This is a genomic window from Streptomyces sp. NPDC018031 (assembly GCF_044327625.1).
GTDB lineage: Bacteria > Actinomycetota > Actinomycetes > Streptomycetales > Streptomycetaceae > Streptomyces.
On sequence record NZ_JBIRFT010000002.1, the window covers coordinates 221,939 to 234,561 of the forward strand.

Genomic DNA, 12,623 nt, shown 5'->3' on the forward strand with positions numbered 1-12,623 from the left:
GCGCGGCCGGTCCCCGGCGCCCGGGCGGCCCGGTGCCGACCGGGGCCGCCCGCCGGGCCGGGCCGCCGGGGCGCCCCCGCCGGCCGGCCGGGGGTCAGCCCGCCTTCCGCACCGCCGCGGCCGCCTTCCGCGCCGCCACCAGCACCGGATCCCACACCGGTGAGAACGGCGGCGCGTACCCCAGGTCGAGGGCGGTCATCTGGTCCACCGTCAGCCCCGCGGTGAGCGCCACCGCCGCGATGTCCACCCGCTTCCCGGCCCCTTCCCGGCCGACGATCTGCACCCCCAGCAGCCGGCCGGTCCGGCGCTCGGCGAGCATCTTCACCCGCATCGGCTGCGCCTGCGGGTAGTAGCCGGCGCGGCTGGTCGACTCGATGGTCACCGCTTCGAACCGCAGCCCCACCTGCGCCGCCTGGCGCTCCAGCAGACCGGTGCGGGCGATCTCCAGATCGCACACCTTGCTCACCGCGGTGCCCACCACACCCGGGAACGTCGCATAGCCGCCGGCCGCGTTGGAGCCGATGACCTGCCCGTGCTTGTTGGCGTGCGTCCCCAGTGGGATGTGCCGGGTGCGGCCGGAGACCAGGTCCAGCACCTCCACGCAGTCGCCCCCCGCCCAGACGTTCTCCTCGCCGCGCACCCGCATCGACAGGTCGGTGAGCAGGCCGCCGTACTCGCCCAGCGGCAGCCCGGCCGCCCGCGCCAGCCCGGTCGCCGGCCGCACCCCCACGCCCAGCACCACCACGTCCGCCGGATACTCGGCGTCCTCGGTGGCCACCGCGCGCACCGATCCGTCGGCGCCGGTCAGCACGGCGGTCACCGCCGCGCCGTTGACCGTCTCGATGCCGAGGTCGCACATCGCCTCGTGCACCAGCCGCCCCATGTCCGGGTCGAGGGTCGACATCGGCTGCCCGGCGCGGTTGAGCACCGTCACCCGGAACCCGCGCCGGATCAGGGCCTCGGCCATCTCCACCCCGATGTACCCCGCGCCCACCACCACGGCGCGCCGGCCGTCCGGCCCGCCCTCCACCGCCTCCAGGGTGCGCAGCAGCGCCCGGCCGTCGTCCAGCGTCTGCACCCCGTGCACCCCCGGCGCGTCGATGCCCGGCAGCGGGGGACGCACCGGAGTCGCACCGGTGGCCAGCACCAGGCGGTCGAACCCCCACCAGCGCTCCTCGCCGGACGCCAGGTCACGGGCGCGCACCCGCTGCCCGGCCAGGTCGAGCTCCGTCACCTCGGTACGCAGCCGCAGGTCGATACCGCGCTCGCGGTGCGCCTCGGGGGTCCGGGCGATCAGCTCGTCCGGACCGGCCACCTGGCCGCCGACCCAGTACGGGATGCCGCAGGCCGAGTAGGAGGCGAAACCGCCGCGTTCGAAGGCGACGATCTCCAGCTCGTCCTCGTCCTTCAGCCGCCGGGCCTGCGACGCGGCGGACATCCCCGTCGCGTCACCCCCGACGACCACCATGCGCTGCGCCGCCATGCCGCCGTCCCTCCGTCGTTGCCCGGTTCCGGTTCCGGCACCACGGTACGGATCTTCGACGGCGGGGCGGGCGGCGGCCGCCGGTTCCGCGCCCGGCGGCCGGGCGTCAGCGTTCCAGGACCAGCGCCTGGCCCTGGCCGACGCCGATGCACAGCGCCACCAGGCCGGTGCCGGAGCCCCGGGCGGCGAGCTGGTGGGCGGCCGACCCGGCGAGCCGGGCGCCGGAGGCGCCCAGCGGGTGGCCGATCGCGATGGCCCCGCCGCGCGGGTTGACCACGGCCGGGTCGAGCTCGGGCCACTCGGCGAGGCAGCCGAGCGCCTGCGCGGCGAACGCCTCGTTGAGCTCCACCGTCGCCAGCTCCGCGAAGCCGCGTCCGGACTTCGCCAGCGCCCGGCGCACCGCCGCCACCGGCCCCAGGCCGAACAGCTGCGGCTCGATCCCGGTCACCGCCGCCGCGCCGATCCGGGCCAGCGGTTCCCGGCCGGTGGCCCGCAGCCCCTCCTCGTCGCACAGGAGCAGGGCGGCGGCGCCGTCGTTGAGCGGCGAGGAGTTCCCGGCGGTGACGCTGCCGTCCGGCCGGAAGGCCGGCTTGAGGGCGGCCAGCGCCTCCGGCGAGGTGGTGTCCCGGATGGACTCGTCACGGCTCAGGTCGGTGCCGGGGACGGGCACCACCTCCCCGTCGTACAGCCCGTCCCGCCAGGCGCGCGCGGCCTTCCGGTGGCTGTCGAGGGCGAAGGCGTCCTGGGCGGCGCGGCCGATGCCGTACTTGTCCGCGATCAGTTCGGCGCCCTCGCCCAGCGGGACGGTCCACTCCGCCGGCATCCGCGGGTTGGTCATGCGCCAGCCGAGGGTGGTGGAGTACAGCTCCTGATGGCCCGCCGGGAACGCGCGCTCCGGCTTGGGCAGCACCCACGGCGCGCGGGACATCGACTCCACCCCGCCGGCCAGCACCACGCTCGCGTCGCCCACCGCGACCGCCCGCGCCGCCTGCACCACGGCCTCCAGGCCCGAAGCGCACAGCCGGTTGACGGTGGTGCCCGGTACCGACACCGGCAGTCCGGCGAGCAGCACCGCCATCCGGGCCACGTCCCGGTTCTCCTCGCCCGCGCCGTTGGCGTTGCCGAAGAACACGTCGTCGATCCGGGCCGGGTCGAGCTCCGGGGAGCGGTCGACCAGTGTCCGCACCACATGGGCGGCCAGGTCGTCGGGCCGCACCCGGGACAGCCCGCCGCCGTACTTGCCGACCGGGGTACGGACGGCGTCGACGATGTACACATCCCGGATGCGGTCGTTCATCGGATCCTCTCCCGCGTTCAACGGCCCGCTCCCGGGCCCACCGACCGTTCGGTTGACCGGCCGTCGTCGAGTCTCGGCCCGCCCGTCCGCCGCTGTCAATGGGCCCCGGGCGGGCCGCCGGTGCCTACGCGGGGCCGTCGTCCGCGGGACCGGCGCCCGGTGCCCCGGGCGTGTCCGGGCGGGCCGGCCCGAGCGTTCCCGCGGCGTCCCGCTCGGTATTCCGCTCGGGCTCCCGTCCGCTGCCCCGTGCGGGTTCCGGTCCGGTGCCCCGGCCGGCCGCGGCGGCAGCGGGTCCGGTGGGCGCTTCCGGGCCGGTGGCCCCGCCGGAGTCCGCACCGGTGCGCCGGGCGGCGGGCCGCGGGGCGGTGGCGGGCGCCGCCGGTCCGGGCACCGGGCCCGGCACCGTCACCGGTCCCGGAACGGCCATGGCGGGCCCGGCGGGGGCGGCGATCGCGGCGGTGCGGGCCGGGAAGCGGCGCCGCACCAGCCTCAGCAGCCCGAGCACCAGCCCGGCGGTCACCGCGAACGGCAGCACCACGCCGAACGCCACCGCGACCCACCGCGCCGTGGTGGTGAACGCCTTCCAGCCGGCCGCCAGCGCATCCCCGAAGCCGGTCCCGTCCCCGTCGCCGTGCTCGCCGTCCGGACCGTCCGCCGCGGCGTCCGGCTCGTACAGCACCAGCGTGACGGTGGCCAGCCCGGTCTGGTCCCGCAGCGCCGCCCGCTGCGCCTGCAGGGCCTCCAGGTCGGCCTGCCGGGTGCTGAGCTCGCCCTCCAGCGCCACCACGTCGCTCAGCGCCTCGGCCCGGTCCATCAGTTCGCGCACCCGGGCGACGCTCGCCCGCTGGGAGGCGATGCGGCTCTCCACGTCGACGACCTGGTCGGTGACGTCCTGGGCGGTCACCCGCCGCTCGACGAGCTTGCCCAGCCCGCTCAGGTCCGCCAGCAGCCCGTCGTAGCCGGCCGGCGGCACCCGCAGTTCCAGGCGTGAGCGCCGGTTGCCCTCCCGGTCCTGGTCGGTGTCCTCGTCGCCGACGTAGCCGCCCGCGCGCTCGGCGCTGCCGCGGGCGCGGTCCAGGGCGGCCGCCACGTCCTTGGTGCGCACCGTGACCGTCGCGGTGCGGATCACGTGCTTCGGGGCCGGCCGGACCGGCTTGCGCGCCGAGTCCGGCGCGGTCCCGGGGCGCCCCGGCCGGTCGGCTGCGCTCGCGTTCCCGGGGCCGCTCGTCGGGTCCGCCCCCGCGTCCCGCCCGGCCGCCTCCGGCGCCTTCGCGGCCGGGGCGGGAGCGCCGCGCCGGCCGTCGGCGGTCTTCGCGTCGCCTCCGTCCGAGCCCTGGCATCCGGTGACGGTGAGCGCCGCGGTCAGCAGTGCGGCGGTGAGTACGGTGATCGGCTTGCGCCTGCGCATCTTCGTTCCCCCCATTGGGACGTTGCCGGTGTCGCCGGTTCGACGTGGCGGGCGGCGGGCGGGTTGTCGCGGTGCTGTCCCGAACAGGTCACGGTCCCGCCTCGGCGGGGCCGCGACCGGGGTCGGGCCGCGGCAGGGGGTCTGAGAGAGTGGAGGCATGGATCAACAGCGGACCCCCGCCGGCGGTGCCGGGCACGTGGCCGTGATCGGCGGCGGAATCTCCGGCCTGGCGGCCGCCCACCGGCTGCTGGCGGGCGGCGCGCGGGTGACGGTACTGGAGGCGTCGGACCGGCTGGGCGGCAAGCTGCTGGCCGGTGAGATCGCCGGGACCCCGGTGGACCTGGGCGCGGAGTCGATGCTCGCGCGCCGGCCGGAGGCGGTCGAGCTGGCCCGCGCCGTCGGACTGGCCGACCGGCTCCAGCCCCCGGCGACCACCAGCTCCGGCGTGTGGTCGCACGGCCGGCTCCGGCCGATGCCCAAGGGGCACGTGATGGGCGTGCCCGGCGACCCGGCGGCGCTGGCGCCCTCCGGGGTGCTCTCCGCGGAGGGACTGGACCGGATCGCCGCCGAGCGGGACCTCCCGCCGGCCGAGGTCGGCGACGACGTGGCGATCGGCCGGTTCGTCGCCGAGCGGTTCGGCCGGGAGGTCGTGGACCGGCTGGTGGAGCCGCTGCTGGGCGGGGTGTACGCGGGCGACGCCTACCGCATCTCGATGCGCGCCGCGGTGCCCCAGCTGTTCTCGGCCGTCCGCGACCACGGCTCGCTCGCCGAGGGCGTGCGGGCGGTGCAGCGGCAGGCGGCGGCGCGGCCCCAGGACGGGCCGGTCTTCACGGGCATCGACGGGGGCGTCGGCCTGCTGCCGCCCGCCGTCGCCGGGGCGGTGCGCGCGGCCGGCGGCGAGATCCGCACCGGCGCCCCGGTCCGGGAGCTGCGCCGGGTGCCCGCCGGTCCGGACGCCCCCGGCGGCTGGACGGTGGTCACCCCGGACGGCGCGCTGACCGTGGACGCGGTGCTGCTGGCCGTTCCGGCGCCGGCCGCCGCCCGGCTGCTGGCGGCCGAGGCCCCGGCCGCCGCGGGCGAGCTGTCCACCGTCGACTACGCCTCCATGGCGCTGATCACCATGGCGTTCCGGCGCGCCGACGTGACCGGGCTGCCGGCCGGCAGCGGCTTCCTGGTACCGCCGGTGGAGGGCCGCCGGATCAAGGCGGCGACCTTCTCCGGCCAGAAGTGGGGCTGGGTCGGCGCGGCCGATCCGGAGCTGTTCGTGCTGCGCACCTCGATCGGGCGGTTCGGGGACGACGCGGACCTGGCGCGGGACGACGCCGAGCTGGTCGGACTCTCCCGGGCCGACCTGGGCGCGGCGGTCGGGCTGACCGCGGCGCCGGTGGCGTCCCGGGTGACCCGCTGGGCGGACGGCCTGCCGCAGTACCCGGTCGGCCACCTGGAGCGGGTCGCCCGCATCCGGGAGCAGGTCGCGAAGCTGCCCGGGGTGGCGGTCTGCGGCGCGGTGTACGACGGGGTGGGCATCCCGGCCTGCGTCGGCAGCGGGCGCGGCGCGGCCGAGGCCCTGCTGGCGACCCTGGCGCCGGGCGCCGCGGGCGGGGAGCGAGAATAGCCCCATGACTGCACCCGAGACCGAGACGACGGCCGGCAAGTCCCCGAACGCGGGGAAGAAGGCCAAGGACCTCAACGAGGTCATCCGCTACACGCTGTGGTCGGTGTTCAAGCTCCGCGACGTGCTGCCCGAGGACCGGACCGGTTACGCCGGCGAGGTGGAGGAGCTGTTCAAGCAGCTCGACGCGGAGGACGTCACGGTGCGCGGCACCTACGACGTGTCCGGGCTGCGGGCCGACGCGGACGTCATGATCTGGTGGCACTCGGAGACCGCCGACGCGCTGCAGAGCGCCTACAACCGGTTCCGCCGCACGCGGCTGGGCCGCGCCCTGGAGCCGGTCTGGTCGAACATGGCACTGCACCGCCCGGCCGAGTTCAACAAGTCGCACATCCCGGCGTTCCTCGCCGACGAGGTGGCCCGCGACTACGTGAGCGTCTACCCGTTCGTCCGCTCCTACGACTGGTACCTGCTGCCGGACGAGGACCGCCGCCGGATGCTCGCCGACCACGGGAAGATGGCCCGCGGCTACCCGGACGTGCGGGCCAACACGGTCGCCTCCTTCTCGCTCGGCGACTACGAGTGGATCCTCGCCTTCGAGGCCGACGAGCTGTACCGGATCGTCGACCTGATGCGCCATCTGCGGGGCTCCGAGGCGCGCCGGCACGTGCGCGAGGAGGTGCCGTTCTTCACCGGGCGGCGCAAGTCGGTGGCCGACCTGGTCGACGGCCTGGCCTGAGCCGCGGGGCCGGCCGCGCGCCGCGCGGCCGGCCACCGCGCCGGGTCACGGCACCCTGGTGATCACCGGGTGCGGGATGCGGCGGATCTCCCGGGTGGAGACCTTCGCCGGCACCGGCGCCGGGCGTCCGGCGCAGTACGCGTCCCGGAGCGGCACCCGGCCGGTGAGCAGGTAGCGGTCCACGTACCGGTTGAGGCAGCTGTTCCCGCCGCCGGAGACGCCGTGCGTGCCCGCGTCCCGTTCGGTGACGAGCCGGGAGCGGGCCAGCCGGCGCCGCATCTCCAGCGCCCCGGCGTACGGCGTGGCCGCGTCCCGCTCCGCCGCGACCAGCAGCAGCGGCGGCAGCGACCGGTGGTCGACGCGGAGGTCGGGCGGCAGCTGCCGCTCCCGGACCGGCCAGTAGGCGCACGGCAGGTTCATCCAGACGTTGTCCCAGGTCTCGAACGGCGCGCGGCGGGCGAGCGCGGTGTTGTCCCGGTCCCAGGTGTGCCAGTCGGTGGGCCAGGGCGCGTCGTTGCACTCGACCGCGGTGTAGACGGCGGTGGCGTTCTCGTCCTCCACCGCCTTGCCCGGGTCGGGCGCGGCCAGCGCGATCAGCGGTTTGGCGTCGCCGCGCAGGTACGCCGCGAGGGCGCGGGCGCTGGGGTCCCAGTAGGCGTCGTGGTAGGCGACCCGCAGCAGCGCGGCGTGCAGCTCACCGGTGCCCACCCTGCCCCCGGCCGGGGCCCGGTCCAGCCGTTGCCGGGCCCGGTGGTACGAGGCGAGCACCCGCTGCGGGGTCCGGCCCAGGTGGAAGACGGCGTCGTGCTCGGCGACCCAGGCCCGCCAGTCGGCCCACCGGCTCTCGAAGGCGAGCGACTGGTCGAGGTTGCTCTGGTACCAGATCTGCGAGGGCTCGGGGTTGACGACGCTGTCGAGCACCATGCGCCGCACGTGCCCGGGGAAGAGCGCGGCGTAGACGGCGCCGAAGTAGGTGCCGTAGGAGGCGCCCAGGAAGTTCAGCCGCCGCTCGCCGAGCGCGGCGCGCAGCACGTCCAGGTCGCGGGCGTTGTTCAGGCTGGTGTAGTGCCGCAGGTCCCGGCCCGCCGCGCGGGCACAGCCCGCCGCATAGGCCCGGGCGCGCTGGATGCGGTTCCGCTTGTACTCGGCGGAGGGATGTGTGACGGAGGTGCTGGGGGCCTTGGCGTACTCCGCCGGGTCCTGGCAGGACAGCGCCCCCGAACGGCCCACCCCGCGCGGCGCGTAGCCGACGAAGTCGTAGGCGGCGGCCAGCCTCCGGTATTCCGGTTCGCCCGCGTAGAGCGGGAACGACATGCCCGAGCCGCCCGGCCCGCCGGGGTTGTAGACCAGCGCCCCCTGGTGGCGGAGCCGGGAGCCGCCGGCCCGGGCCCGGCTGACGGTGAGGGAGATCTGCCTGCCGTACGGGCGCGCGTAGTCCACCGGTACCGACACGGTGCCGCACTGCACCGGGGCCGGGAGCTTCTCCGCCGCGGGGCAGCGGCCGAACGCGATGCCCTTGGCGGCGGCCCGGCGCGCCGCGAGGGCCACCCCGCGCTTCTCGGCGTCGCCGCCCGGCGAGCCGGCGGAGGGGCTGCCACCGGCCGGGGCGACGGCGAGCGTCGCGGTCACGGCCAGGGACCCGAGAACGCCGTACAGAGCTGCTGCTCTCACAGGACATCCCTTCATATGATTCGCAGTAAAAGGGATATTTCGCTCGGGATTTGATGAAGTAAAGCACCGGCGGGAGGTGTCGTGGCCAATGCCCCTGATGCGCCTCAGGACACCCGGCCCCACGGCGGGCGGGCGCGGCGACCGGCGCCCGGGGCCGGCACCCGGCGCTCGGCGGCTCAGCGGGGCCGGCGGCCCGGCCGCAGCGCCGCGCGGAGCGCCGGGTCGGTCAGGGCGCCGGTACCGTGCACCGCCAGGGCGGTCAGGTCGTCGTCGGGGCCACCGGTCCCGTCGTCAGCGCGCGGCCGCCGCCGGGGCACCGTGATCCGGGCCAGCAGCTGCTGCCCGGCGGGGGAGGCCCAGCGGGTGTACGGGTGCACCTCGGCGCGGGCTATGGCCAGCGACCCGGCGGTCAGCAGCAGCGGCAGCGCGAACCACGCCAGTACCGCGCCCGGCCCCGCGGCCGGCGGCACCATCAGCAGCGACACCGCCGCGGTCAGCACCACCAGCACACCGGCCGCCTGGACCTGGCGGACCGCCGCGGCCACGCCGGTACGGGCCTCGGCGGGCACCGCCAGACCGGCCGCCACCAGCCGGTCGGCCAGCGCCAGCACCGCGTCCGCGCCGCCCAGCGCGACCCGTACCGGCGGCACCGGGGACTGGCCGCCCGGCCCGATCGCGGTGATCACCGAACGCTCCAGGTCGTCCCGGCCCTCCGGGTCCACCACCGTCACCCAGCCGGTGTGCGCCAGCAGCACCCGGCGCTGCCGGTACATCGAGACCAGGGTGAGATCGGTGACCCGCCGCGGCCCGCCGGACAGGAAAGCCGCCTCGTACAGGGTGAGGCCGCCGGCGACGGGCGGCGGCCCCGGGGTGTCCGCGGCGGCCAGCGCCGCCGAACACAGCCGGGCGCAGCTCAGCACCGCCGCACCCCATGCGACGAGGAGGAACAGCACCCAGAGCATGGCCGAGTTCTACTGGACCGCGCCCGGTTCGCGCCACGGTCTGTTCACGATACGGATGCCCCGCCGTCGCCTCCTCGCGGCGGGCGGTCCCGGTGCGCCCCCGGCTGCCCCCGCGCGCGGCCCGGGCGGCCTGACGGCCCGGCGGGCTCCGGTGTCCCCCGGGACCGGAAACGACGGATGGCCGGGCTTCGGCATCGTCCTCCGGAGTCCGGCCATCAGCCTGCCGGGGGTCACGCTCCCCGCGCCCGGCGGGCGGCGGCGCCCGGTGCGGGCAGCCCGGCCCACCGGTTCAGTCGCCTCCGCCCCCACCCCCGCCCCCGCAACCGCCGCCACCGCCGCACCCCGACCCGCCGCCCCCGGAACCGCCGCCCCCGCAGGACGAGGCACCACAGGAGCCGCCCTCACCGGAGCCGGAGCCGGGGTCGCAGCCGGCGCACCAGCCGGGATCCGGCAGCGCGCCGCAGGAGTCCGGCACCGCGTCCGGATCGGTGACCGGCGAGGTCCCGGAGATCAGGCCGCGGCCCGGTGAGACGAACTGGGTCTGCAGCAGCTGGTCCCTCAGGACCGGGTCGTCCAGGGCCGCCACGCCGCCCAGCGCGACCGCCACCGCCGCGCCCGCCCCGAGCGGGTCCACCGGCTCGGGGCGCCGCCGCCACGGCGGGTCGCCCGGTCGCGGCGTGGCCAGGGAGGCGGTGCGGGTGTAGGCGGCCAGCGCCCGCCGCCCGGCCCTGGTGAGCCGGCGGCGGGACACCCGGGCGCACCACCCGGCCACCACGAGGCCGGCCGTCAGCGCCGGCAGCAGCATGAGGACCGGCGGCCGGCCGGGGCCCGGCCCCGGCCCGCCGTCGCCGGTCAGGCCGGCGAGGAACGCACCCGCCAGGCACAGCCAGAGGAAGACTGCCAGCGCCACGGCGGCCCGCCGCCGGCGCCGCGCCACCGCGGGCGGCACCATCATGCCGCGCGCCGCGAGCCGGTCCCCGATCCGCTGCACCGCCGGGCCGCGCATCAGCGCCGCGCGCAGCGCCGGCAGCGCGCCGTGCGGGGAGCAGGCGTGGAGGTCCAGCAGGGCCTGCTCGGCGGGGTGCCGGGCGACCGGCCGGAGCACCGCCAGCACACCCGGCGGGCCGACCCGCACCCGGCCGTCGGCGTGCATCCCGCAGATCACCGTGTCCGCCACCCGGCCGGGCCCGCCGGCCAGGAAGGCGGCCTCCAGCAGGTCGTGCACCCGGCCGCCCGCCGCCCCGGACCGGGACCGGGACCGGGCGGTGCCCACCGCGACCGTCAGGGTGGCGGCCGCGATCACCCCGTACAGCGCCATGACCGCGGACACGCCGGTCACCTCCGGCGCAGTGCGCGGCGGGCGGCCCGGAGCAGCCGGGCCAGCCGGGCGGAGGCCGGTGCCGGCTCGGCACGCTCCAGCCACCAGTCACGCAGCCGCCGCCGGGTGTCCTCCGGCAGCTCCCCGGCGGCCAGCAGGTGCTCGGCGAAGGCGAGCGCGTCCCGCCGGTAGCCGCCGGTCATCGGGCGCGACCGGGCGTACCGGAGATACGCCGGACGGAAGCCGGCGCCGAGGATGTCCGGCAGCTCCGGCGCGATCTTGGCCACCACGCCGGCCCGCTTCACGACCAGAGCCCGGTTCTGCACCTTCAGCCGGCCCCGGTCGAAGCCCTCCGGGGCGGGGGTGCCCGCGACCAGCGCGGAGAGCAGGGAGGTCTGGGCGAGGGCGAGCCGCTCCCGCACCGTGTCGTCGATGTCGGCGTCGGCGTCGGCGTCGGCGTCGGTGCCAGCGTCGATGTCGGTGTCGGCGTCGGCCTGGGCACGCGCATGAGCACCGGTGTCGGTGTCGGTGTGCGTGCCGGACGGGCCGGCGGGCGCGGCGGGCCGCTCCGCGACGGCCGTGACCCCGGCCGGGCCCGGTGCGGTCGGCGCGGCGGGCCCGGGACCGCCGCCGGGCGCCGGGCCGGCGGCCGCCCCGGCCGGCACCGCGATCCGCGCCGGGCGGGCCGTCGTCCCCCCGGCGCCCGCCGCCGCCACCGCCGCGCCGAGCGCCGCCCGTTCGGTGACCGCGCGGATGGCGGCGAGCTCCGCCGCCAGTTCCTCGTACGGCGGGAAGTTCTCGTCCCGCTCCAGCAGCACGCCCGGCGGGGTGGTCCGCGCGCAGAGCTCGGCCAGCACCTCCAGCACCGGGTCGGTCACCGGATGGGCGTGGCTGTCGTGCCACACCCCGTCCCGCTCGATGCCCCCGGCCACATGGACGTAGGCGATCGCCGAGGTCGGCAGGGTGTCCAGCGCCTGGACCGGGTCCTCACCGCGGTTGACGTGGTTGGTGTGCAGGTTGGCCACGTCGATGAGCAGCCGGACCCCGGTCCGTTCCACCAGCTCGGTGAGGAACTGGCCCTCGGTCAGTTCCTCACCGGGCCAGCCGATGAGCGCCGCGATGTTCTCCAGCGCCAGCGGCACCGGGAGGGCGTCCTGCGCGATCCGCACATTGGCGCAGAGCACGTCCAGCGCCTCCCGGGTGCGCGGCACCGGCATGAGATGACCGGCCTCGATGCCCGGCGAGGCGGTCAGCGCCCCGCCGGCCCGGACGAAGGCGATGTGCTCGGTCACCAGCGGCGCCCCGAGCGCCTCGGCGCGCTCGGCCAGCGCCGCCAGCCGCCCCCGGTCCGGGCGCTCGGCGCCGCCGAGGCCCAGCGACACCCCGTGCGGAACCACGGTCGTCCCGCGCTCCCGCAGCTCCACCAGGGCCGTCGGCAGATGGTTGGGGCAGATGTTCTCCGCGACGACCTCGACCCAGTCGATCCCGGGCAGCCGCGCGATGTCGCCGGATATCTCCGGTCGCCATCCGATGCCGGTTCCCAGTCGCACCATGGTTCCCCCTCTCGTCGTGCGGGAGTGATGACCCCCCGAAGAGACGACGAATCCCGGGGCCGGTTGGTTCAGAGCTTCTTTTGAGCTTCGCCTTCCGTCGCCCGGGCGTGGTCGTACGCCTCCCGGGCCGCGAGCACCGCGGCGACATGGGTGTCGGACCAGAGCTTGACGGCACGCAGCACCGGCAGCAGGTCGCGGCCCATCGGGGTGAGCGCGTAGTCCACCCGGACCGGGACGGACGCGGTGACGGCCCGGCTCACCAGTCCGTCCCGTTCCAGCGTGCGCAGGGTCTGGGTGAGCATCTTCTGGCTGACCCCGGCCACGGTGCGGGCGAGTTCGCCGTGGCGCAGCGGGCCGTCGGCCAGGGCGCTGACGATCAGCGTCGTCCACTTGTCGCTGATCCGGTCGAGCAGCTGCCGGGACGGGCAGGCGGCCAGGTAGGCGTCATAGGCCTGACGGGCCTCGGCGCGGCGCTCGGCGGCGGTTCTGGTCGGCATCGGTGGTCTCCTCCCGGTGGGTTACGCACTTTCAGGTGCCTACTCCCCGAGGGAGAGTACGCCCTCGTAGGTTCGTCCCCGCG

At 77.0% G+C, this 12,623-nt stretch carries 10 protein-coding genes; 2 read left to right on the top strand and 8 right to left on the bottom strand.

Annotated features, from left to right (window positions below):
* Nucleotides 1–94: 94 nt before the first annotated feature.
* The 3 genes from ACH4B3_RS07290 to ACH4B3_RS07300 form a co-directional block, all read right to left on the bottom strand.
* Nucleotides 95–1,483, bottom strand: a complete 1,389-nt coding sequence (locus ACH4B3_RS07290; protein ID WP_398461769.1) for an FAD-dependent oxidoreductase — start codon at nt 1,481–1,483, stop codon at nt 95–97.
* 106 nt (nt 1,484–1,589) lie between these two features.
* Nucleotides 1,590–2,780 (bottom strand): thiolase family protein, encoded by a 1,191-nt coding sequence (locus ACH4B3_RS07295; protein WP_398461770.1) that lies wholly within the window; start codon nt 2,778–2,780, stop codon nt 1,590–1,592.
* A 124-nt stretch (nt 2,781–2,904) separates the two neighbouring features.
* Nucleotides 2,905–4,188: a DUF4349 domain-containing protein gene (locus ACH4B3_RS07300; RefSeq protein ID WP_398461771.1), complete on the bottom strand. Its 1,284-nt coding sequence runs from the start codon at nt 4,186–4,188 to the stop codon at nt 2,905–2,907.
* A 157-nt stretch (nt 4,189–4,345) separates the two neighbouring features.
* On the opposite strand from ACH4B3_RS07300, the gene hemG reads away from it, so the two are divergent.
* Nucleotides 4,346–5,803 carry a protoporphyrinogen oxidase gene (hemG, locus tag ACH4B3_RS07305; protein ID WP_398461772.1) on the top strand — a complete coding sequence of 486 codons (1,458 nt, stop codon included), beginning with the start codon at nt 4,346–4,348 and terminating at the stop codon, nt 5,801–5,803.
* A gap of 4 nt (nt 5,804–5,807) precedes the next feature.
* Nucleotides 5,808–6,539 carry a hydrogen peroxide-dependent heme synthase gene (gene hemQ / locus ACH4B3_RS07310; protein WP_398461773.1) on the top strand — a complete coding sequence of 244 codons (732 nt, stop codon included), beginning with the start codon at nt 5,808–5,810 and terminating at the stop codon, nt 6,537–6,539.
* 45 nt (nt 6,540–6,584) lie between these two features.
* On the opposite strand, the gene ACH4B3_RS07315 is transcribed toward hemQ, so the two are convergent.
* From ACH4B3_RS07315 to ACH4B3_RS07335, 5 genes are all read right to left on the bottom strand, one after another.
* Nucleotides 6,585–8,210, bottom strand: coding sequence for an alpha/beta hydrolase (locus ACH4B3_RS07315; protein WP_398461774.1), 1,626 nt, complete (start codon nt 8,208–8,210; stop codon nt 6,585–6,587).
* Between the two features lie 176 nt (nt 8,211–8,386).
* Nucleotides 8,387–9,172, bottom strand: a complete 786-nt coding sequence (locus ACH4B3_RS07320) for a TIGR04222 domain-containing membrane protein (RefSeq protein ID WP_398461775.1) — start codon at nt 9,170–9,172, stop codon at nt 8,387–8,389.
* 289 nt (nt 9,173–9,461) lie between these two features.
* On the bottom strand, nt 9,462–10,502 hold the full coding sequence (locus ACH4B3_RS07325) for a TIGR04222 domain-containing membrane protein (protein ID WP_398461776.1): 1,041 nt from the start codon (nt 10,500–10,502) through the stop codon (nt 9,462–9,464).
* Between the two features lie 5 nt (nt 10,503–10,507).
* Nucleotides 10,508–12,043: a DUF692 domain-containing protein gene (locus ACH4B3_RS07330; RefSeq protein ID WP_398461777.1), complete on the bottom strand. Its 1,536-nt coding sequence runs from the start codon at nt 12,041–12,043 to the stop codon at nt 10,508–10,510.
* A 68-nt stretch (nt 12,044–12,111) separates the two neighbouring features.
* Nucleotides 12,112–12,540 carry a winged helix-turn-helix transcriptional regulator gene (locus ACH4B3_RS07335; protein ID WP_398461778.1) on the bottom strand — a complete coding sequence of 143 codons (429 nt, stop codon included), beginning with the start codon at nt 12,538–12,540 and terminating at the stop codon, nt 12,112–12,114.
* Nucleotides 12,541–12,623: the final 83 nt, after the last annotated feature.

Coding starts and splice junctions, on each gene's coding strand:
- hemG (WP_398461772.1), top strand. CDS start 4,346: ATGGATCAACAGCGGACCCCCGCCGGCGGTGCCGGGCACGTGGCCGTG.
- ACH4B3_RS07290 (WP_398461769.1), bottom strand. CDS start 1,483: ATGGCGGCGCAGCGCATGGTGGTCGTCGGGGGTGACGCGACGGGGATG.
- ACH4B3_RS07300 (WP_398461771.1), bottom strand. CDS start 4,188: ATGCGCAGGCGCAAGCCGATCACCGTACTCACCGCCGCACTGCTGACC.
- ACH4B3_RS07335 (WP_398461778.1), bottom strand. CDS start 12,540: ATGCCGACCAGAACCGCCGCCGAGCGCCGCGCCGAGGCCCGTCAGGCC.
- ACH4B3_RS07330 (WP_398461777.1), bottom strand. CDS start 12,043: ATGGTGCGACTGGGAACCGGCATCGGATGGCGACCGGAGATATCCGGC.
- hemQ (WP_398461773.1), top strand. CDS start 5,808: ATGACTGCACCCGAGACCGAGACGACGGCCGGCAAGTCCCCGAACGCG.
- ACH4B3_RS07320 (WP_398461775.1), bottom strand. CDS start 9,172: ATGCTCTGGGTGCTGTTCCTCCTCGTCGCATGGGGTGCGGCGGTGCTG.
- ACH4B3_RS07295 (WP_398461770.1), bottom strand. CDS start 2,780: ATGAACGACCGCATCCGGGATGTGTACATCGTCGACGCCGTCCGTACC.